We start from the raw sequence: 20121 nt of genomic DNA on the forward strand, positions 1-20121 counted from the left end.
GTGAATGACCTGTGGGAGCGAGCCTGCTCGCGAATGCTGCTGACGGACCGCAATCGCGAGCAGGCTCGCTCCCACAGGGTTTGTCCGCGTATTTGATATTTCAATACCCTCGCCCAGTTATCAGTTTGCCCACCGTTAGCCATCCCGGCCTAAATGGTGCTTTATCAAGCCAAGGCCTTGTCATGGAAAACACTCGAACCTCAAGCACCCATGCCGTCTGGCTGATGGTCAGCATCATCTTGGTGGCGCTGAACCTGCGGCCATCGATGGCGGCGGTCGGGCCATTGCTGTCAGCCATTCGCGCCGAGGTGCCCCTGAGTTTCAGCAGCGCTTCGCTGCTGACGATGCTGCCGGTCATGGCGATGGGGCTGGCGATGTTCCTGGGCATGCGCATTGCGCTGCGCATCGGCGAACACCGCACCGTCGCGCTGTCATTGCTGATCATCGGCATCGCCACGGCATCGCGCTTGTACCTGGACAGTGCTGCCGAACTGATCATCAGCGCGGTGCTCGCCGGGCTCGGTATCGCCTTGATCCAGGCAGTGGTGCCGGCATTGATCAAATCGCGCTTCGCCGACAACGCCTCGCTGTTCATGGGGTTGTACGTCACCTCCATCATGGGCGGGGCGGCGATTGCCGCATCGTTTTCACCCTTTGTCCTGACGCAGTCTGGCAGTTGGCGCGTCGGCCTGGGAATCTGGGCTTTGCTGGCGCTGGCGGCCCTGGGTTGCTGGTACGCCCAGCGCTCTGTCATCTCGCCCCTGCCCGAAGCCCCCGCCCGGCGCCAGGAATCGTTTTTCAGCAATGCCCGAGCCTGGCTACTGGCGATTTTCTTCGGTCTCGGCACTGCTTCCTACACCTGCGTCCTGGCCTGGCTGGCGCCGTATTACGTAGAAAAAGGCTGGAGCGAACAGCACGCCGGGCTGCTGCTGGGGTTCCTCACGGCAATGGAAGTGTTATCCGGCCTGGTCACTCCGGCGATTGCCAACCGCAGCCGGGATAAACGCCGGGGCCTGGCCGCCCTGCTCGCGCTGATCGTGGCCGGCTTCTGCGGCCTGATCCTCAGCCCGGAACGTTTCAGCCTGCTGTGGCCCTGCCTGCTGGGCTTGGGTATCGGTGGGCTGTTCCCCATGAGCCTGATCGTGTCACTGGACCATCTGGATAACCCGCGCAGGGCCGGTGGCCTTACCGCGTTCGTGCAGGGAGTCGGCTATTTGATCGCCGGGCTTTCGCCATTGATCGCCGGCTTGATTCGCGACCAACTGGGAAGTTTCGAGTGGGCCTGGTGGTCGCTCACCGCGGTCATGGTGTTGATGATGGTGATGGTTTCACGCCTGGACCCAAAACATTATGGCCGGCATATCCGCTGATCGCAGTGCGGTATATCGCTACTTCGGGCCGTTGTAAAAACGGCTGCTGAAATTTGCCAGGGCTTGGGCCTTCTCCATTGTGGCGCTCGATAAGCGCACTTGCAGAGCGTCTTCGTCAACGACAGAAGTGGCGGCGGTATAAGACAGCAAATAACTGGAGTAGCCACTCTTCCAGGCCAGCATGCCGATCGCCTTGGTCAACTCGCTCAGCGTCAGCGGCAAGGCATCTTCAATGACAAACAACCCGACACCATAGTTGGGATCGAGCAGTACCAGTCTGTCGCCCCCTCTTATGATGTAGCCGATGTGGTTGGTGAGCCATCTTGAGCTTTTAAGGTAGGACGCATAGCCCAACACCGGAAACCAGCCCGCCAGGCTCAGGAGAACTTTACAGCCTCGCGCTTCGAACTGGGCCTTATGCAGGTCACCGCAAACATCCGGGGTTTGCTGATACCGGCCCAGGATGGCCTGCAATGATTCGGTCGCACTGAGTTTGGAGTTGATAGTCAACAAGGCGGCCTTGGCTCGTTCAAAAGCGGTATGCTCGATCCAGTGGCCATAGGCAGGTTGTCCTTCCACGTCATAGTTGCCTACCGCACTGCTGACAATGGCAGTCACTCCCGCACACCACCCACCTTTGATATCAGCCTTGATGTCGTTGCCTTGGTCGAATGCAGAAAACTTGATAATCCGCAGCTTCATGGCCATTCCCTTCCCTGTGAAACGTCTTGCGCCCGAGATGCACGCCATCCGAGAGACCTGGCGTGAGCTTCAACAGTTTAGAAGCCTCGGCTGTTTTTTCCATCCGAGGTATGTCACGCCATGCACAGAGCCAGACAGGCTCCGGATTGGCTCGATCACTTTCTCGCAGGCAAAAAAAAATCCGGAAATCCTCACTTTCGTGGGCCTTCCAGACTTTTAAAACTGCTAAAAATGGTGGGTCGTGTGGGATTCGAACCTACGACCAATTGGTTAAAAGCCAACTGCTCTACCAACTGAGCTAACGACCCGCTGTGTGGTGGCGCGTATAATACTGATTTCTAAGGACTATTCAACACTTAATTTGAAATAAATCAAAAATAAGCGGTTGGATCGCTCACGCCCGCCGTCGCGAAGCCTTCTGCACGCAGGCGGCAGCTGTCACATTTGCCGCAAGCACGGCCCTGATCGTCGGCCTGATAGCAGGAAACGGTCAGCGCGTAATCCACGCCCAGCTTCACTCCGGCCCTGACGATGTCTGCCTTGCTCAGGTTCTGTAGCGGTGCCTGGATGCGGAAACCCTGCCCTTCGACGCCGGCCTTGGTGGCGAGGTTGGCCATGCGCTCGAAGGCCTCGACGAACTCCGGACGGCAATCCGGGTAGCCGGAATAATCCACGGCGTTGACGCCGATGAAAATGTCATGAGCACCCAGCACTTCGGCCCAACCCAGTGCCAGGGACAGGAAGACGGTGTTGCGCGCCGGCACATACGTCACCGGGATGCCTTCGCTCGGTGCTTCAGGCACGTCGATGGAGCTGTCGGTCAAGGCCGAGCCACCCATGCCGTTGAGGTTCAGACCGATCACCTTGTGCTCTACCACGCCCAAGTCCCGGGCCACCCGCTCGGCGGCGTGCAGTTCAGCGCGGTGGCGCTGACCATAGTCGAAACTCATCGTGTAGCAACGGTAGCCTTCGGCGCGAGCCATGGCCACGACCGTGGCCGAGTCCAGGCCGCCGGACAACAGGATGACCGCACGTTTTTCTACAGTGTTCGATTGCTCAGTCATATCAGCGCCCCGGCTCGTCGTTCCAAAGATATTTATGCAACTGCAATTGCAGGCGCACCGGCAGATTATCCGTCACCACCCAATCGGCAAGGTCCCGGGCGTTCAAGTCGTGATGGCTCGGCGAGAACAACACCTCGTCGGCCCGCCGGTCGAGCCCGTACTGGATCAGTTTGGACACGGCCCAGTCGTAGTCTTCCCGCGAGCAGATGACAAACTTGACCTGATCGTTCGGCGTCAACAGTTCGATATTCTCGTAGCGGTTGCGATGCACTTCCTTGGAGCCTGGGGTTTTCAGGTCCACGACGCGGCTGACCCGCGGGTCGACAGCCGAGATATCCAGGGCACCACTGGTTTCCAGCGAAACCACGTAGCCGGCATCGCACAGCTGTTTTAGCAAAGGAATGGCATTGGGTTGAGCCAATGGCTCGCCGCCTGTGACGCAGACATAGCGCGGACGATAGCCGGCCACTTGCTCCAGGATATCGTCAAGGGTGCGCACGGTACCGCCGCTGAAGGCGTAGGCGCTGTCGCAGTATTGGCAGCGCAGCGGGCAACCGGTGAGCCGCACAAATACCGTGGGCAGCCCGGCCGTTCGCGTTTCACCCTGCAACGAGTAAAAAACTTCGGTGATTCTCAATATGTCTTGCATAGTCGCCACGGGCGTAACAGCTAAACAGGCTGTCCGCCTCCGTCAGGCACTTTCAAGGAACCCCGCCAACGCGCAGATCCCAAGAAGCGGGTGTCATAAAAAGGGCGTGAATTCTAACGAAAAAACCCGCGACAGGCGCGGGTTTCTTCAAAACAAGCTCAAATTGGCTTACATGCGCTGCAGATCGCGCTGGGCCAATTGGGCAGCGGAGGTGCCCGGGTATTGGGCCACCACCTGTTGCAGAATGCCCTTGACCTTGTCGGTATGACCGAGGCGGCGCTCTACGTCAGCCAGTTTGTACAGCGAGTCCGGCACCTTGGCGTGCTTGGGATACAGCTGGGAGACCTTGGCAAATGCCTGGCCGGCACCTTGCAAGTCGCCCTTGGCCAGGTTCACCTCGCCCAGCCAGTACTGGGCGTTGCCCGCGTACTGGCTGTTTGGGTATTTACGCAGGAAAGCGGCAAAGGCCTGGCTGGCCTTGTCGAAATCCTTGGCCTTGATCAGGTCGAAGGCAGCATCGTAGTAGAGCTTTTCCTTCGCCGGATCTGCCGGTTCGCCACTCGCGGCTGGTGCCTGAGCGGCTGCGCCAGCGCCTGCGGCGGGTGCTGCACCGGGGGCGTTCAAGTCGCCACCGGCAGGAGAATTCTCGGGAGTCGCGGCAGGTGCAACACCGGATCCTATGCGCCGATCAAGATCCTGGTATCGCTCCAGGTTTTCCTGCTTCATGCGCGAAATATCATTCTGCAGAACTTCGATCACGCCTTGCTGGCGCGACAGTTGATCCTGCATTTGCTGGAGCTGGTTGAACAGCTCGCCCTGTGCCGAGACAGGGGCCGAAACCCCTCCCCCGGCATAGGCGCCGTTCGTACCGTAACCTGCAGGCGGATAACTGCTCCCGCTATTGTTATAGCCGGCATCGTTATCGACCACAGGAACCGCAGCCCACACCGCAAGCGGCGCAAGGCTGAGAGCCAGAACAGTTACAGCACGACGGCACGTTCGCATGACGAATTACTTACGCAGTTCGACGCGACGGTTTTGAGCCCAGGACTGCTCGTCGTTGCCGGTAGCAACTGGACGCTCTTCGCCGTAGGAAACCAGTTCCAGCTGCGCTGAGGGAACACCTTGCAGTACCAGGTAGCGTTGAACGGCTTTCGCACGACGCTCGCCCAGTGCCATGTTGTACTCACGAGTACCACGTTCGTCGGTGTTGCCTTCCAGAACAACGCGAGCGCCGTTTGCTTTCAGGTCTTTGGCGTGAACGTCCAGAGCGCGCATGGCTTCTGGCTTCAGGTCCGAGCTGTCGTATTCGAAGTAGAAGGTGGTGATTGCGCGCAGAGCAGCTTCTTCGCTCAGGGAGCTGTCAACAGCACCAGTGTTAGCGCCGTAACCAGCGTTTGGATCAACAGCGCCTTCACCGGCGTTGTCGCCGCCTTTGGACGAGCAACCTACAGCTACAGCCATGGCCAGAGCCAGCGCAGCAAATTTACCAAACTTCAGCATTTCCATCGTGAAACTCCTAATGAACCCCAGTGTGTTAAATACAACGTATTGCGCCGCGTCAGTTCAGGTAAGGGGACCAGGACGGTTCTCTGACTTCGCCTTGTGCGGTAGGAAGCGGGAGCCTCACGCGTCCATTGATGGACACGAGCATCAAGACTCCCCGGCCCTGCTGGCGGGTGGCGTAGATTACCATGGTGCCGTTGGGCGCAACAGTAGGTGACTCGTCCAGAGTGCTATCAGTGAGGATTTTTACGCTTCCGCGCTGCAAATCCTGGGCCGCCACCTTGAAATTGGTGAAACCATCCTGGCGATGGATCATCACCAGGGTCTTTTCGTCCGCCGACAGTTTAGGGTTGGCGTTGTAGTTACCCACGAACGTCACGCGCTCGGCACCGCCGCCCCCGGCACTGGTCTTGTAGATCTGCGGCTTGCCACCGCGGTCGGAGGTGAAGTAGATGGTCGAGCCATCCTTGCCCCAGAACGGTTCGGTGTTGATGCCCGGGCCGTTGGTGACGCGAGAGATCGAACGCGACGCCAGGTTCATCACGTAGATGTCCGGGTTACCGTCCTTGGACAGGACGAACGCCAGGCGCGAACCGTCCGGTGACCAGGCTGGCGCGCCATTCAGGCCTTCGAAGTTGGTGATCTGCTCACGACGACCGGTGTCGATGTGCTGCATGAAGATGCGCGGACGCTTCTGTTCGAACGAAACGTAGGCGATGCGCTTGCCGTCAGGCGCAAAACGCGGCGACAGGATCGGCTCGCGCGATTGCAGCAGGGTCACCGCACGGGCGCCGTCATAGTCGGAGCGCTGCAGGGTGTAGCGGGTGTTGTTCTCGGAGAAACGCTCAGCCGTCACGTAGAGCATGCGGGTAGAGAACGCGCCCTTGATGCCGGTGAGCTTCTCGAACGACTGGTCGGCAATGTAGTGCGACATGTCGCGCAATTGATCGACGCTACCCGATACGCTGCCGGCCAGCACTTGCTGCTCGGTGGCGACGTTGAACAGGGCGTACTGCACCTGCAGGCGACCGCCGGCCGGGACAATGCTGCCCACCATGATGTACTGGGCCCCCAGGGCCTTCCAGTCACGGTAAATGACTTCGCTGGCCTGGGTTGGCAGGCTGATCATGTTCTGTTTCGGAATCGGCGCGTAGTAACCCGAGTTGCGCAGGTCATTGCCGATGATTTCCGCCATGTCGTCCGGCAGGACGCTACCGCCCTGCCAGCCGAACGGTACGACGGCGATCGGGGTGGCCCGGTCGCTGCCGCTGGTGACCAGAATGTTCTTTTCCTCTGCTACCGCCATCCCTGCCAGGCAGCAGATCACGACAAGCATTGATCGAAGAATGTTTCTCACAAGGCTAGATCCTCAGGTGTGAATGTCATCTTGAACGAACGATAGGGAGCAAAGTCGCTCGGTTTCATTCCTTGCATTTCCGTCAACCGTCCAATGTTCTTGACCGCTGCGACCGCCGAAGCGTCGAACGGACCGTCACCGCTGGACTTGGCAACGCTGACCGAGGTAACCGTACCGTCGGGCAACATGCCGATTTGCAATACTACTGTCATGCCTTTGCGTGCCGAAGGCGGACGCGCCCAACCTTCTGCCGCCCGGGCACGAATCAGATCGTCGTAGCTGCCGGCGACTTCATCGCCCTGCTCGTCGGCCAAGGCCTGCTGGCGCTCCGGCTTGTCGGAAAGCAGATCTGCCAAGGCCTGGGCCTTTTTGTCTTCGGCAGATTTACGCGCTGCGTCCTGGGCCTTTTTCTTGGCGGCGTCGGCGGCGGCTTTCTTCTTGGCGTCTTCGGCGACTTTCTTCTTCGCCTCGTCAGCTTCAGCTTTCTTCTTGGCGTCTTCGGCCGCTTTCTTCTTCGCGTCCTCGACAATCTTCTTCTTCGCTTCTTCAGCCGCCGCTTTCTTGGCCTCTTCTTCAGCGGCTTTCTTGGCTTCTTCTTCGGCTTTCTTCTTGGCTATATCAGCCAATTGTTTCTCTTCTGCCTTTTTCGCTTCGGCGGTTTTCTTCGCTTCATCGGCTTTCTTGGCTTCATCAGCCTTCTTGGCTTCGTCCGCCTTTTTCGCCTCATCGGCCTTCTTGGCTTCTTCGGCCTTTTGAGCGGCTTCCTCTTTCTTTTGTTCCGCGGCCTTTATCGCTTCCTGCTCGACCTTCTTCTGCTCCATCTGCTCGACTTCGGTCTGGCGCGCGGCAGACTTCTTCGCCTCACCGGCAAGCTTCTGGTTGGTCTGGGTGGTGGCCTGGCTTTTCGACTTGAGCTGGTACAACGTCGCCTGCACGATCGGCTTGGCCGGCGGCAGCTCCGGCGTCATGGCAAAACTGACGAACAGCATGCCGAACACCAGCACATGCAGGCCGATTGCCAGGACGCTGGGCCAGAAGTAGCTTTCCGAGGCGGACGGCTCTCGCTGTTGCTGCATCAGGGGGCCTCGGTGATCAAGCCAACATTACCGACTCCGGCTTTCTGCAGACCGCCCATGGCGCCCATCACGGCGCCGTAGTCGACGGTCTTGTCGCCGCGAATGAAGACCTGCGTGCGCTTGCCGGCGTCATTGCCGACACGGATGATCTTGGTCACCGCATCGGTCATCTGCGGCAGGGTCATGGCCCGGTCCTGCTGCTTCTCGGTGTCGACTTCACTGCCAAGGTTCCAGTAGTAGGTCTTGTCAGCCTTGATCGAAATGGTCAGGACCTGAGTGTTGTTGTCCTGCGGCAAGGCTTCGCTGGAAACCTTGGGCAGATCGACCTTCACGCCCTGATTGAGCATCGGCGCGGTCACCATGAAGATGACCAGCAGCACCAGCATCACGTCGATGTAGGGCACCACGTTCATCTCGGCAACCGGCTTGCGCTTTTTTCGGGCTCGAGCGATTAACGCCATTGGGAAATACCTGCTTATTCTTCGCTGGTGTGCACTTTGCGGTGCAGGATCGCCTGGAACTCATCGGCGAAGGTGTAGTAACGACTGATCAACGTTTCGCTGCGGGCAGCGAAGCGGTTGTAGGCGATAACGGCCGGAATGGCCGCGAACAGGCCAATGGCGGTGGCGACCAGGGCTTCGGCGATGCCCGGGGCCACGGTGGCCAGGGTCGCTTGCTGGGCGGACGCCAGGCCACGGAAGGAGTTCATGATCCCCCACACGGTACCGAACAGACCGATGTATGGGCTGACGGAACCGACGGTGGCGAGAAACGGCAGGCTCTGCTCGAGCTTTTCTTCCTCGCGGGAAATGGCCACGCGCATGGCTCGCGCCACGCCTTCCATCACTGCTTCAGGGTCGACACCCGGCTGCTGGCGCAGACGAGAGAATTCCTTGAAACCGGCACGGAAAATCTGCTCGACGCCCGAATCCGGGTCCGGGTTGCTGCCCGCCTGGCGGTACAGCTTGGACAGGTCGATGCCCGACCAGAAGCGCTCTTCAAAGCTCTCCAGGGCACGGCGACCGGCGCGCAGCAGATTGCTGCGCTGAAAAATCATGATCCATGAGGTCACCGATGCGGCTACCAGGATCAGCATTACCAGTTGCACCACGACGCTGGCATTGCTGACCAGGCTCCACATGGAGGTATGGTCGACGACGTTAGCTTCCACGCTTTATCTCCTGCTCTGAGTGTGTACCCGCGCCGCTCACGCCGGCAAAGGCCGTGCGTAGAGCTTCGGGAATGGCCCGGGGTTTCAAACTATGGGTGCGCACACAGGCCACCAGGAACTGCCCTTCACAGAGCAGCACATTATCCGTAGCCCGCCTGACCTGCTGCTTGAAGCGCAGGCTGACACGGTTCAACTCGATGACCTCGGCACTTACCATCAGTTCGTCGTCCAGTCGCGCCGGCGCGTGGTAGCGCGCTTCGCTGGAATGCACGACGAATAACAGATCCTCCCCTGCCAGTGCGGATTGGGCAAAGCCCAGTTCCCGCAGCCGTTCGGTTCGAGCCCGTTCCATAAACTTGAGGTAATTGACGTAGTAAACGATGCCGCCGGCATCGGTGTCCTCGTAATAAACGCGACAACGATGTGCGAACGACTCCAGCCCGTTTTGCGCGCGCATACTCTAGTGCTTACTCCTCAGGTTGCCAATCGGCCAGGCAACTGTTTTTTCATTCTCGAATGCATTGACACTCCAGGCGTCGTCTGGGACAGCACGAACCGGAAAAAAGTCAGCCTTTCGAGCGCGTTCAATCGTCCACGGCATCAAGGAATTCGTCTACCACCGGCATCTCACCCATTCGTGACGGGATGTTTAAGCCGAAGTGCAGGTAAGCATGGCGCGTCACCACACGCCCGCGGGGGGTGCGCATGATGTAGCCCTGCTGGATCAGGTACGGTTCCAGGACATCTTCAATGGTGTGACGCTCTTCGCTGATGGCCGCTGCGAGGCTGTCGACGCCCACCGGGCCACCGTCGAACTTCTCGATCATGGTCAGCAGCAGGCGCCGATCCTGATGGTCGAAGCCACGCTCGTCGATGTCCAGCAGGTTCAAGGCCAGGTCGGCAATCGGCTTGGTGATGTGGCCCTTGGCCCGGACTTGGGCAAAATCCCGGACCCTACGTAGCAGCCGGTTGGCGATCCGCGGCGTGCCTCGGGCCCGGCGGGCGATTTCATAAGCGCCGTCAGGATCCAGCGGCAACCCGAGGATGCCGGCCGAACGGCTGACAATCGTCGCCAGGTCGGCATTGTTGTAGAACTCCAGCCGCTGGACGATACCGAAGCGGTCCCGCAGCGGATTGGTCAGCATGCCGGCCCGGGTGGTGGCGCCCACCAGGGTGAAGGGCGGCAGGTCCAGCTTGATCGAGCGCGCCGCCGGCCCTTCACCGATCATGATGTCGAGCTGGAAATCCTCCATGGCCGGGTACAACACTTCCTCGACAATCGGCGACAGCCGATGGATTTCGTCGATGAACAGGACGTCATGGGGCTCAAGGTTGGTGAGCAGTGCCGCCAGGTCGCCCGGGCGCTCGAGAACCGGGCCCGAGGTGCTTTTGATCGACACGCCCATTTCCTGGGCAATGATGTTTGCCAGGGTGGTCTTGCCCAGGCCCGGCGGCCCGAAGATCAGGGTGTGGTCCAACGACTCGCTGCGGCCACGGGCCGCCTGGATGAACAGCTCCATCTGCTCGCGCACGGTCGGTTGACCAATGTAGTCGGCCAGGCTGACAGGGCGAATCGCGCGGTCCTGGATTTCCTCGCGGTCACGGGGCGCGCCCGTGGCGGCGATCAGACGATCAGCTTCAATCACTTAAATCATTCCCTTCAGGGCACGACGAATCATGTCTTCAGTGCTCAGGCCTTTTTCCTTGATGGCGGAAATCGCCTTGCTGGCTTCCTGCGGTTTGTAGCCCAGGGAGATCAGTGCGGTGACCGCGTCGTTCTCGGCGCTGACCACCGGCGCCGGTGCGTCCGGCTGGTTCGGCACCAGCGCGAACATTGCCGGTACCGCCTCCCAGGCCTTGAAGCGGTCCTTGAGTTCGACCAGCAGGCGCTCGGCGGTTTTCTTGCCCACACCCGGCACCTTGGTCAGGGCCGAGGTGTCCTGGGACTGCACGCAACGCACCAACTCATCGACTTCCAGGCTCGACATCAACGCCAGGGCCAGTTTCGGCCCCACACCATTGAGACGGATCAACTCACGGAAAAAGTCTCGCTCGCGCTTGCCGACAAAACCATAGAGTAACTGCGCATCCTCGCGTACGACCAAATGGGTGTGCAGCGTCAGCGGCTCGCCGACCGACGGCAAGCGATACAGCGTGGTCATGGGCACTTCCAGCTCATAGCCGAGCCCGTTTACATCCAGAATCAGGTGCGGCGGCTGTTTTTCAGCCAGGGTGCCGCGCAAGCGTCCAATCACGTTTCAGATCCTTGGGCGTTGGCCAGCCGCTGGCTGGCGAATAACAGCCCGGGCATGCTGGCGGACGACACAGGCGCAGCAGGCTCGGGCTCATGGATGAGTGTGCTGATGCTATCAGAGACGCAGGCGCCCGCCACGACTGCGTGCGGTACCCAGGCCATGGGGCAACAGGCTGGAACGGGTATGGGCGTGGCAAATGGCAATGGCCAGGGCGTCGGAGGCGTCGATCTGTGGCTTGCTGACCAGTTTCAACAGGTGCATCACCATCATTTGCACCTGCTCCTTGTTCGCCGCGCCCGTCCCGACGACCGCCTGCTTGACCTGGGTGGCCGTGTACTCGGCGATTTCCAGGCTTTCCTCGGCACCGGCCACGATGGCTGCACCGCGGGCCTGACCCAGTTTCAACGCCGAATCGGCGTTACGCGCCATGAACACCTTTTCGATGCCCATGGTCACCGGGCCGTAGGTCTGGATGACCTCGCGCACGCCGCGATAGACAATCTGCAAGCGCTCGTGCAGCTCGCCGGCACCCGTGCGGATACACCCGGAGGCCACGTACACGCAGCCGCGCCCGGTATCGCGAACCACGCCGTAGCCGGTGATGCGCGAACCGGGGTCGATGCCAAGGATTAGAGTCATAACGCCTGCGGTTTGAAGAGGGAGTTGTCGGAACCTGTGGGAGCGAGCCTGCTCGCGATGGCGATCGCACTGCAACTTTTTTGCACGCTGGACGACCGCTATCGCGAGCAGGCTCGCTCCCACATTTAGAACCAGTGCTGCGTATCAGCCCAGCTGTTCAGCCACCGACTCCGGAATATCGGCGTTGGAGTAGACGTTCTGCACATCGTCCAGGTCTTCGAGCATGTCGATCAGCTTGAGCACCTTCTCGGCGCCCTCCAGGTCGAGTTCGGCGCTGGTGGTCGGCTGCATGACGATTTCTGCGTCGGCCGGCTTGAACCCGGCCGCTTCCAGGGCGTTGCGTACCGCGTAGAAACTGGCGAACGAGGTGAACACCTCGAACGAGCCGTCTTCATGGCTGACCACATCATCGGCGTCGGCTTCCAGGGCGGCTTCGGTCAGGGCATCCTCATCGAGGCCCGGCGCGAAGCTGATCTGCCCCTTGCGCTCGAACAGGTAGGCCACCGAGCCGTCGGTGCCCAGGTTGCCACCGCATTTGCTGAAGGCATGACGCACGGCCGCCGCGGTACGGTTACGGTTGTCGGTCATGCATTCGACCATCACCGCCACGCCGCCCGGGCCATAACCTTCGTAGGTCAGTTCTTCAACGTTATCCGCCTCGGTCGCACCAGCGCCACGGGCAATGGCCCGGTCGATGATGTCGCGGCTCATGTTGGCACCCAGCGCCTTGTCGAGGGCCAGGCGCAAGCGCGGGTTGGACCCCGGATCACCGCCGCCCTGGCGGGCCGCGACCGTCAGCTCACGGATCCACTTGGTGAAGATCTTGCCCCTCTTGGCATCCTGACGTTCTTTGCGGTGCTTGATGTTCGCCCACTTGGAATGACCTGCCATAACTCGCTCCGGTTTTTCTTGAAACGTTGCCCGCCCTGCGCGCGCAGTGGCCGGCAAGCAGAAATATCGACACCAAAGAAAAGGCGCATCCGAAGATGCGCCTTCAGGTGTCAGCCTTACTCAGCCTTTGGCTGTTCACGCAGACGGATGTGCAGCTCGCGCAGTGCCTTGGCATTCACGACACCCGGGGCCTGGGTCATGACATCGGCCGCGCTCTGGGTTTTCGGGAAGGCGATCACTTCACGGATCGACTGGGCACCGGTCATCAGCATCACCAGGCGATCCAGGCCGAAGGCCAGGCCACCGTGGGGTGGTGCGCCGAACTTCAGGGCGTCGAGCAGGAAGCCGAATTTCTCTTCCTGTTCCGCTTCCTCGATGCCCAGCAGGCGGAACACCGCCTGTTGCATTTCCTTGCGGTGGATACGGATCGAACCGCCCCCCAGCTCGGTGCCGTTCAACACCATGTCGTAGGCACGCGACAAAGCGGTCGCCGGATTGGCTTCCAGCTCTTGCGGCGAGCACTTCGGTGCGGTGAACGGGTGGTGCAGCGCCGAGAAGCTGCCGTCGTCGTTCTCTTCGAACATCGGGAAGTCAACGACCCACATCGGTGCCCACTCGCAGGTCAGCAGCTTCAGGTCATGGCCCAGCTTGATGCGCAGTGCGCCCAGGGCTTCGCTGACGATCTTGGCCTTGTCGGCGCCGAAGAACACGATGTCACCATCGACCGCGCCCACGCGATCCAGGATCACGTTGAGGTTGGCTTCAGGGATGTTTTTCACGATCGGCGATTGCAGGCCATCAACACCGGCGGCGCGCTCGTTGACCTTGATGTACGCCAGGCCCTTGGCCCCGTAGATGCCGACGAACTTGGTGTAATCGTCGATCTGCTTGCGTGGCATGCTTGCCCCGCCTGGCACACGCAGGGCCGCGATACGGCATTTCGGGTCGTTGGCCGGACCGCTGAAGACCTTGAATTCGACGTCCTTGAGCTGGTCGGCCACATCCACCAGTTCCAAGGGGTTGCGCAGGTCCGGCTTGTCGGAACCGTAGCGGCGCATGGCCTCTTCGAAGGTCATGTGCGGGAATTCGCCGAATTCCAGGCCCAGCACTTCCTTGAACAGGTTGCGGATCATGCCTTCGGTCAGGCCCATGATGTCTTTTTCGTCGAGGAAGCTGGTCTCGATGTCGATCTGAGTGAACTCAGGCTGACGGTCGGCACGCAGGTCTTCATCGCGAAAGCACTTGGCGATCTGGTAGTAGCGGTCGAAGCCGGCCACCATCAGCAGTTGCTTGAACAGCTGCGGCGATTGCGGCAAGGCGAAGAAGCTGCCGGGGTGGGTACGGCTCGGCACCAGGTAGTCGCGGGCGCCTTCCGGCGTGGCGCGGGTCAGGATCGGTGTCTCGACGTCGAGGAAGCCGTTCTCGTCCAGGTAGCGACGGATGCTGGTGGTCATGCGCGAACGCAGGCGCAGCTTCTCGGCCATTTCCGGGCGACGCAGGTCGATGAAGCGATAGCGCAGGCGGGTTTCCTCGCCCACGTCGGAGTATTCGTTGAGCGGGAACGGCGGGGTTTCCGCTTCGTTGAGCACTTCCAGCTCATAGCCCAGCACTTCAATCATGCCCGAGGCCATGTTGGCGTTGCCGGCACCGGCCGGGCGCAGGCGCACCTTGCCGGTGATCTTGACCACGTATTCGCTGCGCACGCGATCGGCGGTGGCGAAGGTTTCAGCACGGTCCGGATCGAACACCACCTGAGCCAGGCCTTCACGATCACGGATGTCGAGGAAAATCACCCCGCCATGGTCACGGCGACGATGGACCCATCCGCAAAGAGTAACTTCCTGACCTTCCAGGCTTTCGTTCAGTTGGCCGCAATAATGGCTGCGCATCATGGTAGTGGTTTCGCTTCTCGTAATTCGACATTCGGTTGGAGGCCCTGCCCGTGCAAGAACTCGCGCGTGTTCAACTCAGTCTGCTTTGTCGCCACCGGCCAGGTTTTTCTTGGCACCGGTCTTGAAGTCGGTTTCATACCAGCCCGTGCCGCCAAGGCGGAAACCAGGCATGGACAGCATCTTTTTCAGTTCCGGCGCCTGGCAGGCAGGGCAGTCGACCAGCGGTGCCGCGCTGATCTTTTGAATGGCTTCCAACTGATGACCACAGGAAGCACATTGATAGTCGTACATCGGCATGGGGTTGTCTCGGCGATCAGGTTAATCGCGCAAAAGCAGGGCTTTGCGGCAAAGAGCGGGATTATATCCATTAAATGCGGCCTGTGCAGCCGTAAGACCGCACAGGCCGCTCCCGGTCCGTTTCAGGCCTTGATGGGGACCTGCGCCCAGCGCCTCAGTGACGCCCGGCAATCTCCTGCCCGGTTTCCTTCAAGCTGTGTACCACGCAGACCACGCGCACCAGACCACTGAAATTGCGCACCCCGCCATGGCGCAGATGCACCTCCCTGTCCACATGGGACAGCAAGGTACTGATGGAACAGCGATTGAGCCGGGCCATGTCGCCGAGAATATCCCAATAGACCTGCTCCAGCCGCAGGCAGGTGGCGAAGCCGTTCAGCCGGATGGACCGGGCCCAGGGCTGGGCCAGCTGCATATCGAAGCCCCTGACGAACGGATCGACGGGAATGGGCTGAGAACGCCCGTGCGCGCCCTCCCCAGGTTCTTTTCCTTGAAACATACCGTTGACACTCCTTTGCCATACGAACCTCCCAGGTGGAAAAACCCACCCGTGGCTCTATGGAAGCGCAACGGCGCCAACAGATCCAGATGACTTTATGACCAGGGGCGTAGGACAAGCCGACAGCAGGCAGGCGACGAATTACGCCGTCCTACCCGCAGCTGGGGGAGTTTACTTGTCTTCCAGCAACGCGCGAAGCATCCACGCGGTCTTTTCGTGAACCTGCATGCGCTGGGTCAGCAGGTCGGCAGTGGGCTCGTCGCTGACCTTGTCCAGCAGCGGAAAAATGCCGCGGGCCGTGCGCGTCACTGCTTCCTGCCCTGCTACCAACTGGCGAATCATGTCCTCGGCGCCGGGCACACCTTCTTCTTCCTTGATGGAAGACAAGCGTGCATACACCGAGTAAGCGCCCGGTGCCGGGAAGCCAAGGGCACGAATGCGTTCAGCGATCAGGTCCACCGCCAGCGCCAGCTCGTTGTACTGCTCCTCGAACATCAGGTGCAGGGTGCGGAACATCGGCCCCGTGACGTTCCAGTGGAAATTGTGGGTCTTGAGGTACAACACATAAGTGTCCGACAGCAGGCGCGAGAGCCCGTCGACGATAGACTTGCGGTCTTCTTCACTGATACCGATATCAATGGCCATGTTGGATGATCTCCTGACGGTGATGAATGAGACAGCGGCCCCTCCACTCTAGTGGTTTTTGCCGCGTACAGCGTGCGACAGATCGCCTGCCCTCCTGAACCGACAAGCCCGGACACCGGCCGGTTCCGACAGACCGGGAATTCATCGTGCCTTGCCAGGCGCCCACGCCTTTCTGGCCGACGAACAGCGGGGCATGGGCTCGTAACACGTTTGAGAAGGCTGCGGCTTTACTGTTAAATAGGCAGTGTGTCGCTACGCCTATTTTCCCGGGGGTGGCGCATAGGCTGATTCGGGTTCGTGTCCAACGCCTCTTAATTGTTCCGAAGCGAACCGCGCCCGACCAGCTCTTCCTTGTGACTTGTCTTAACCGTGAGCCAATTAAAATGTTGAAAATCGTCCACTTGCTAATGGGCGCAGCTGCCCTGCTGCTGTCCTTCATCCCTAGCCTGGGTTCCGAAGCCACACCTTACCTGCAACATCCCGACGCACTGTACCTGGCCTTTTTCGGCCTGCTCAACCTGATCCTCGCACCGGTTATTCCTTACTGGAACAAGGGTCCACGCCACCAACTGCAAAACCTCGTCAGCGTCCTGCTGGTGCTGGCTGTTGCCCTGCAAACCCTGGCCCTGTTGGCGCCCATGCCGGAAATCGCCGGTCAACCCGCCATCGCGTTCAGCCTCGCCGCAGCGTTGCTGGCGGTGGCACTGCAACTGGCCGTGAGCTTCTACAAGAAGTCGTCGCCAGCCGCTGCCACGCAGAACTACGACATGTCCAACCGCGATACCGGTACGGTGAAGTGGTTCAACACGTCCAAGGGCTTTGGCTTCATCTCCCGTGACTCCGGCGATGACATTTTCGTGCATTTCCGGGCCATCCGTGGCGAAGGCCATCGCGTCCTGGTGGAAGGCCAGCGCGTGGAGTTCTCCGTGATGAATCGTGACAAGGGCCTGCAAGCTGAAGATGTGATCGCCGCACTGCCGCGCCGCTGATTCCTGCCGTAAAAAACCGCGATGCAGCCTGGCTGCTCGCGGTTTTTTATTGCCTTCCAACAGACGCCAGGTCCGCAGCTTCCTGTGGGAGCGGGCTTGCTCGCGAAAGCGGTGGGTCAGTCGGTTGCAATGCTGGCTGATCCGCCGTTTTCGCGAGCAAGCCCGCTCCCACAAGGATGGTGGCGCTAGTAATGTGGAGGCGGCGCCTCTTCTTCAAAGGTTTCGAATTGCCCGGCCATCTCTTCCTGGCGCTTGAGTAATGCGGCCATCTGCAGCTGCAGACGCTCGACCACGCGCTGCTGCGCCACCAACACGTCATTCAACGCCTGGATGGTGTCGTCCTGAAATGCCAGGCGGCTCTCCAGGTCGGTGACACGGTCCTCAAGGTTCATGGTTTCAGCCCTCCAGAAACTTGAAATCATCGGTCAACGCCATCCGCAACCGTTCGCGAATGGCCTTCACCTGCCCGTCATTATAAGGCTGGGCCGGGTGTTTGCCCCAGACCGGTGCCGGCCAGGCCGCGTCGTCGCGTTTGCGCACGATCACATGCATGTGCAATTGACTGACGACGTTACCCAAGGTCGCCACGTTCAGTTTGTCGGCGTCGAACGCGTCCTTGAGGGTCTCGGCCAGTGCCGTGGTTTCTTTCCACAGCTGCTGCTGATCAGTGTCATCCAACTGAAACAATTCGCTGATATTTTCCCGCCGCGGCACGAGGATGAACCAGGGATAGTTGGAATCATTGGACAAGAGCAACCGGCACAGCGGGAAATCGCCCATCGGCAATGTGTCTTGTTGCAGGCGTGGATCTAAGGCAAACACTGCGTGTACTCCTGATTATTGATGCTGTCCGGCTGGGCGGCCCCGAGGGCTGCGTCGGACACAGAGCGGCAGCATACCTGCGAACGCGGGCTTGATCACTGCGTTGCGCCCAGACCTCGGCTGAGAGGTTTTTTTACGCCACATTTACCAACGCTTGCATGAACCGGGGCAACCGTGCGCACCAACTCGGCGCATAAAAGCCGAGAGATCGCTCCAAGCCCTACGCATGGCATTGAAGCTGTATGATTTTCGTACAGACTGAAAATTTTTTGCACCAAAACAGCACAGTGCGTCTACGCTCAGTGCACAAAGTATCCGCGATCTACTCACTGACAGGGTGAACCGGTAACGTTTTTGGTTGTCTCGCGACGCTTGACGACGCCCAACATGAGAGCTGCAAGGGAGTCAACCCTATTTAAAACAAGGCCTTTGGCGCCCGGTTTCATGAGGTTTCACCGCATCAGCCGGTAGAATGTGAAAAAAATGTAAACGAAACTCGGGTTTGTGCATGCTTGTTGCATTCATCCCCACATCGTCTAGAAGGGCCCGCCGGACGCGGACACCTGTAGACCTACGAATTAAAAGTGGCAAGGCTGCCCTCAGGAGCTTCAAGCGCGGTAATGATGGACTCTTTACACCGATGCCGGAAAAACAGACAACCTCAAAAGTTGTGAATCCGATTGCGTTGGATCAGCCGAAATACGACATGGATCGAGCCATTGGCGACACGGTCGTAAAGAAGCTGGAAGGTTGAATGGGCAAGTATCGCCAACAGGGTCGGCGTGATATAAGTTTGCGCCGACACAAAAAGAAAGAGCCGCCCAGATAAAAAAACAGGTGGGACGGCAGTACTCTTCTAAAAACCAAAGGAGCAAATCACGATGCGCGTGATGAAGTGGAGCATGATCGCACTGGCCGTTGCTGCAGCAGCCAGTACTCAAATGGCTACGGCCGCACCGTTTGTAAGTGACCAGTCTGAAGCCAAGGGCTTTGTTGAAGATGCCAGCGCCAAACTGCTGCTGCGCAACTACTACTTCAACCGTGACCGTAAAGACGGCGCTACCGATCAGAAAGACTGGACCCAAGGTATCTGGGGTAACTTCAACTCCGGCTACACCCAAGGTACCGTAGGCGTCGGCGTTGATGCGTTCGGTTACATGGCGCTCAAGCTGGACGGTGGCGACGGTACCGGCGGCACTGGCAACATGAGCCGCGATGCCGATGGCCACGTCAACGACAGCCAAGGCAAAGCCGGCGCAGCCATCAAGTTCCGCGTATCCAAAACCGAGCTGAAAATCGGTGATATGCAGCCAAGCACTGCTCCAGTGTTCGCTGTCGGCGGTTCCCGCGTCCTGCCTCAAACTGCCAGCGGCTTCCAGCTGCAGAGCAGCGAAGTCAAAGACCTTGACCTCGAAGCCGGTCACTTCTACTCGGGTACCAGCCAGGATCGCAACGCTCGCAACGGCGGCCTGTATGCAACCTACGCTGGCGTAGAAGCCAACACCATCGATTACGCTGGCGGCAAGTACTCCTTCACCGACAACCTGAGTGCATCGATCTACGGCGCCCAGCTCGAAGATATCTGGAACCAGTACTACGGCAACCTGAACTACACCATCCCAATGGGTGGCGATCAGTCGCTGAACCTGGACGGTAACATCTACCGCACCACCGACACTGGCAGCTCCAAGGCCGGTGACATCAGCAACACTGCGTTCTCCCTGGCAGCCGCTTTCTCGTTCCTGAAAGCGCACACCGTCACCGTGGCCTTCCAGAAAATCAACGGTGACACGCCGTTCGACTACATCGGTGTGGGCACGAACAACCGCGGCGGCGACTCGATCTTCCTCGCCAACTCCATCCAGTACTCTGACTTCAACGCCCCAGGCGAGAAATCCGCCCAGGTCCGTTACGATCTGAAAATGGCTGAGTACGGCGTTCCAGGTCTGAGCTTCATGACCCGCTACGTCAAAGGTTGGGACATCGACGGCACCCACACTCCTGCAGGCAGCCCTTACGCTGGCTTGTACGGTGAAGACGGCAAGCACAACGAGACCAACCTCGAAGCCAAGTACGTTGTCCAGTCTGGCCCGGCCAAAGATCTCTCCTTCCGTGTTCGTCAAGCCTGGCACTACGCTAACGCTGACGAAGGCGAAGGCGATATCAAAGAGTTCCGCCTGATCGTCGACTACCCGATTTCGGTTCTGTAATTACCGAAAGTCAGTTTGCGGTAATCAAAAAAAGGCCCATCTTCGGATGGGCCTTTTTTATTGGATCTGTCCCGTCCTGAATAAGGT

At 59.6% G+C, this 20121-nt stretch carries 23 protein-coding genes and 1 tRNA gene; 3 read left to right on the forward strand and 21 right to left on the reverse strand.

What is annotated here, in order from left to right; genetic code table 11:
• Positions 1 to 182: 182 nt before the first annotated feature.
• Positions 183 to 1370, forward strand: a complete 1188-nt coding sequence (locus tag J7E36_RS19600) for a cyanate transporter (protein ID WP_215006546.1) — start codon at positions 183 to 185, stop codon at positions 1368 to 1370.
• A gap of 18 nt (positions 1371 to 1388) precedes the next feature.
• On the opposite strand, the gene J7E36_RS19605 is transcribed toward J7E36_RS19600, so the two are convergent.
• The 19 genes from J7E36_RS19605 to J7E36_RS19695 form a co-directional block, all read right to left on the reverse strand.
• The gene (locus tag J7E36_RS19605) at positions 1389 to 2072 is read right to left on the reverse strand and encodes a hypothetical protein (protein WP_215006549.1); all 684 of its coding nucleotides are present in this window, start codon (positions 2070 to 2072) and stop codon (positions 1389 to 1391) included.
• Between the two features lie 232 nt (positions 2073 to 2304).
• Positions 2305 to 2380 (reverse strand) — tRNA-Lys (locus J7E36_RS19610).
• Positions 2381 to 2443: 63 nt separating this feature from the next.
• The gene (gene queC / locus J7E36_RS19615; protein WP_215006552.1) at positions 2444 to 3136 is read right to left on the reverse strand and encodes a 7-cyano-7-deazaguanine synthase QueC; all 693 of its coding nucleotides are present in this window, start codon (positions 3134 to 3136) and stop codon (positions 2444 to 2446) included.
• Position 3137: 1 nt separating this feature from the next.
• Positions 3138 to 3785 carry a 7-carboxy-7-deazaguanine synthase QueE gene (gene queE / locus J7E36_RS19620; RefSeq protein WP_215006555.1) on the reverse strand — a complete coding sequence of 216 codons (648 nt, stop codon included), beginning with the start codon at positions 3783 to 3785 and terminating at the stop codon, positions 3138 to 3140.
• Between the two features lie 168 nt (positions 3786 to 3953).
• Positions 3954 to 4790: a tol-pal system protein YbgF gene (gene ybgF, locus J7E36_RS19625; protein ID WP_215006558.1), complete on the reverse strand. Its 837-nt coding sequence runs from the start codon at positions 4788 to 4790 to the stop codon at positions 3954 to 3956.
• A gap of 6 nt (positions 4791 to 4796) precedes the next feature.
• The gene (gene pal, locus J7E36_RS19630) at positions 4797 to 5294 is read right to left on the reverse strand and encodes a peptidoglycan-associated lipoprotein Pal (protein ID WP_215006561.1); all 498 of its coding nucleotides are present in this window, start codon (positions 5292 to 5294) and stop codon (positions 4797 to 4799) included.
• Positions 5295 to 5346: 52 nt separating this feature from the next.
• Positions 5347 to 6597, reverse strand: coding sequence for a Tol-Pal system beta propeller repeat protein TolB (gene tolB / locus J7E36_RS19635; protein WP_435304186.1), 1251 nt, complete (start codon positions 6595 to 6597; stop codon positions 5347 to 5349).
• Between the two features lie 47 nt (positions 6598 to 6644).
• Entirely contained in the window at positions 6645 to 7724 is a 1080-nt protein-coding gene (tolA, locus tag J7E36_RS19640; RefSeq protein WP_215006564.1) for a cell envelope integrity protein TolA, read from the reverse strand.
• Positions 7724 to 8176 (reverse strand): protein TolR, encoded by a 453-nt coding sequence (gene tolR / locus J7E36_RS19645; protein WP_161798348.1) that lies wholly within the window; start codon positions 8174 to 8176, stop codon positions 7724 to 7726. The genes tolA and tolR overlap by 1 nt, the downstream gene beginning before the upstream one ends.
• 23 nt (positions 8177 to 8199) lie before the next feature.
• Positions 8200 to 8895 carry a protein TolQ gene (gene tolQ / locus J7E36_RS19650; protein ID WP_215006567.1) on the reverse strand — a complete coding sequence of 232 codons (696 nt, stop codon included), beginning with the start codon at positions 8893 to 8895 and terminating at the stop codon, positions 8200 to 8202.
• Positions 8885 to 9352, reverse strand: a complete 468-nt coding sequence (gene ybgC, locus J7E36_RS19655) for a tol-pal system-associated acyl-CoA thioesterase (protein ID WP_215006570.1) — start codon at positions 9350 to 9352, stop codon at positions 8885 to 8887. Before ybgC ends, tolQ begins: the two co-directional genes overlap by 11 nt.
• 127 nt (positions 9353 to 9479) lie before the next feature.
• Complete coding sequence (ruvB, locus tag J7E36_RS19660) at positions 9480 to 10541, reverse strand: Holliday junction branch migration DNA helicase RuvB (RefSeq protein ID WP_215006573.1); 1062 nt, start codon at positions 10539 to 10541, stop codon at positions 9480 to 9482.
• Complete coding sequence (gene ruvA, locus J7E36_RS19665) at positions 10542 to 11150, reverse strand: Holliday junction branch migration protein RuvA (protein WP_215006576.1); 609 nt, start codon at positions 11148 to 11150, stop codon at positions 10542 to 10544.
• Between the two features lie 114 nt (positions 11151 to 11264).
• The gene (gene ruvC / locus J7E36_RS19670; protein WP_024776477.1) at positions 11265 to 11789 is read right to left on the reverse strand and encodes a crossover junction endodeoxyribonuclease RuvC; all 525 of its coding nucleotides are present in this window, start codon (positions 11787 to 11789) and stop codon (positions 11265 to 11267) included.
• A 144-nt stretch (positions 11790 to 11933) separates the two neighbouring features.
• Positions 11934 to 12680 carry a YebC/PmpR family DNA-binding transcriptional regulator gene (locus J7E36_RS19675; RefSeq protein ID WP_215006579.1) on the reverse strand — a complete coding sequence of 249 codons (747 nt, stop codon included), beginning with the start codon at positions 12678 to 12680 and terminating at the stop codon, positions 11934 to 11936.
• Positions 12681 to 12796: 116 nt separating this feature from the next.
• Positions 12797 to 14572, reverse strand: coding sequence for an aspartate--tRNA ligase (gene aspS, locus J7E36_RS19680; protein WP_215006582.1), 1776 nt, complete (start codon positions 14570 to 14572; stop codon positions 12797 to 12799).
• 75 nt (positions 14573 to 14647) lie between these two features.
• Complete coding sequence (locus J7E36_RS19685) at positions 14648 to 14869, reverse strand: FmdB family zinc ribbon protein (protein ID WP_215006585.1); 222 nt, start codon at positions 14867 to 14869, stop codon at positions 14648 to 14650.
• A gap of 154 nt (positions 14870 to 15023) precedes the next feature.
• Positions 15024 to 15368 carry a ribbon-helix-helix domain-containing protein gene (locus J7E36_RS19690; RefSeq protein WP_215006588.1) on the reverse strand — a complete coding sequence of 115 codons (345 nt, stop codon included), beginning with the start codon at positions 15366 to 15368 and terminating at the stop codon, positions 15024 to 15026.
• A gap of 171 nt (positions 15369 to 15539) precedes the next feature.
• Positions 15540 to 16013 carry a Dps family protein gene (locus J7E36_RS19695; RefSeq protein ID WP_215006591.1) on the reverse strand — a complete coding sequence of 158 codons (474 nt, stop codon included), beginning with the start codon at positions 16011 to 16013 and terminating at the stop codon, positions 15540 to 15542.
• A 383-nt stretch (positions 16014 to 16396) separates the two neighbouring features.
• Between J7E36_RS19695 and J7E36_RS25380 the strand changes: the two genes are divergently transcribed.
• Positions 16397 to 17002 carry a cold-shock protein gene (locus J7E36_RS25380; protein ID WP_215006594.1) on the forward strand — a complete coding sequence of 202 codons (606 nt, stop codon included), beginning with the start codon at positions 16397 to 16399 and terminating at the stop codon, positions 17000 to 17002.
• Between the two features lie 185 nt (positions 17003 to 17187).
• Here J7E36_RS25380 and J7E36_RS19705 read toward each other — a convergent pair whose 3' ends face one another.
• The gene (locus J7E36_RS19705) at positions 17188 to 17394 is read right to left on the reverse strand and encodes a SlyX family protein (RefSeq protein WP_215006596.1); all 207 of its coding nucleotides are present in this window, start codon (positions 17392 to 17394) and stop codon (positions 17188 to 17190) included.
• A 4-nt stretch (positions 17395 to 17398) separates the two neighbouring features.
• Complete coding sequence (locus J7E36_RS19710) at positions 17399 to 17824, reverse strand: HIT domain-containing protein (protein WP_215006599.1); 426 nt, start codon at positions 17822 to 17824, stop codon at positions 17399 to 17401.
• Between the two features lie 881 nt (positions 17825 to 18705).
• On the opposite strand from J7E36_RS19710, the gene J7E36_RS19715 reads away from it, so the two are divergent.
• Positions 18706 to 20034 carry an OprD family porin gene (locus J7E36_RS19715; protein ID WP_215006602.1) on the forward strand — a complete coding sequence of 443 codons (1329 nt, stop codon included), beginning with the start codon at positions 18706 to 18708 and terminating at the stop codon, positions 20032 to 20034.
• Positions 20035 to 20121: the final 87 nt, after the last annotated feature.

Origin of the sequence: Pseudomonas fluorescens, from assembly GCF_018614775.1 — a bacterium.
In the GTDB taxonomy this organism is placed as follows: domain Bacteria; phylum Pseudomonadota; class Gammaproteobacteria; order Pseudomonadales; family Pseudomonadaceae; genus Aquipseudomonas; species Aquipseudomonas fluorescens_BY.